Annotated in this window: 1 protein-coding gene and 1 pseudogene; both read left to right on the top strand. The window is 60.8% G+C overall.

Going from position 1 to position 1,082, the window contains the following annotated elements; translation table 11 throughout:
- Positions 1-308 (top strand): annotated as a pseudogene (locus IVB01_RS35210) (hypothetical protein); the annotation flags it as partial.
- Positions 217-1,080, top strand: coding sequence for an IS21-like element helper ATPase IstB (gene istB, locus IVB01_RS35215; RefSeq protein WP_346659357.1), 864 nt, complete (start codon positions 217-219; stop codon positions 1,078-1,080). The pseudogene IVB01_RS35210 and the gene istB, both read left to right, overlap by 92 nt.
- Positions 1,081-1,082: the final 2 nt, after the last annotated feature.

The following is a 1,082-nucleotide window of genomic DNA, read 5'->3' on the forward strand; positions in this document are numbered from 1 at the left end:
CAACGCGGTGCTGACTGACGGTCTGTCCGCGGTGGAAGCGGCCTGTGCCGAAGCGCTCAGTCACAGCGTCCATTCCGCCGATGTCGTTCTCAATATCCTGGCCCGTCAACGTGAACCTGCCCCACCGGCCAACATCATGACGCCGGCCGCACTGACGCTCCGTCATGCACCGATCGCCGATTGTGCCCGCTACGACAACCTCCGGAGGACCATCTGATGGAACGAACCCAAATCTTCGACCTCATGGGCGAACTCAAGCTCTACGGCATGAAGGCTGCCTTCGACGAGATCATGGCAACTGCCGTTAAGCGCCAGCACGAGCCTCAGCGCATTGTCGGCGACCTGCTCAACGCCGAGATCAACGAGAAGCAAGCCAGGTCGATCAAATACCAGCTCACCATTGCCAAGCTGCCGCTCGCCAAGGACATCGCCGACTTCCAGTTTGACGGCACGCCGATCAATCAGACTCTCGTCAATGATCTCGCTGGCGGCGGCTTCATCGCCCAACAACGCAACGTCGTGCTGGTTGGCGGCACCGGTACAGGCAAAACACACTTGGCCATTGCCATCGCCAGAAGTTGCATCCGCGATGGCGCTAGAGGACGCTTCTACAACGTCATCGACCTCGTCAACCGGCTCGAGACCGAAACCCGCAACGGTCGGCAGGGACGGCTCGCCGAGCATCTGACCCGCATGGACTTCATCGTTCTCGACGAGCTGGGCTATCTGCCGTTCGCGCAATCCGGCGGTCAGCTCCTGTTCCATCTCATCAGCCGGCTCTACGAACGCACCTCCATCATTGTCACCACCAATCTCGCGTTCGGCGAATGGCCGAGCGTGTTCGGCGATGCCAAAATGACCACCGCGCTACTCGACCGATTGACCCATCACTGCGACATCGTCGAGACCGGCAACGACAGCTGGCGATTCAAAAGCCGCGACGATGTTCAAACAACCCGCGCTCGCGCCGTCTCCGCAACCCCGACCAGCTCCGACGACCCGAGCGCTCCCAGCAGAGCACGCCGATCAAAGGGGTCCCTTTTGGATGCCGATAGGGGGTCCCAGTCGAACGCCGATTGACA

This window comes from Bradyrhizobium sp. 164, from assembly GCF_023073715.1.
In the GTDB taxonomy this organism is placed as follows: Bacteria; Pseudomonadota; Alphaproteobacteria; order Rhizobiales; family Xanthobacteraceae; genus Bradyrhizobium.

Coding starts and splice junctions, on each gene's coding strand:
- istB (WP_346659357.1), top strand. CDS start 217: ATGGAACGAACCCAAATCTTCGACCTCATGGGCGAACTCAAGCTCTAC.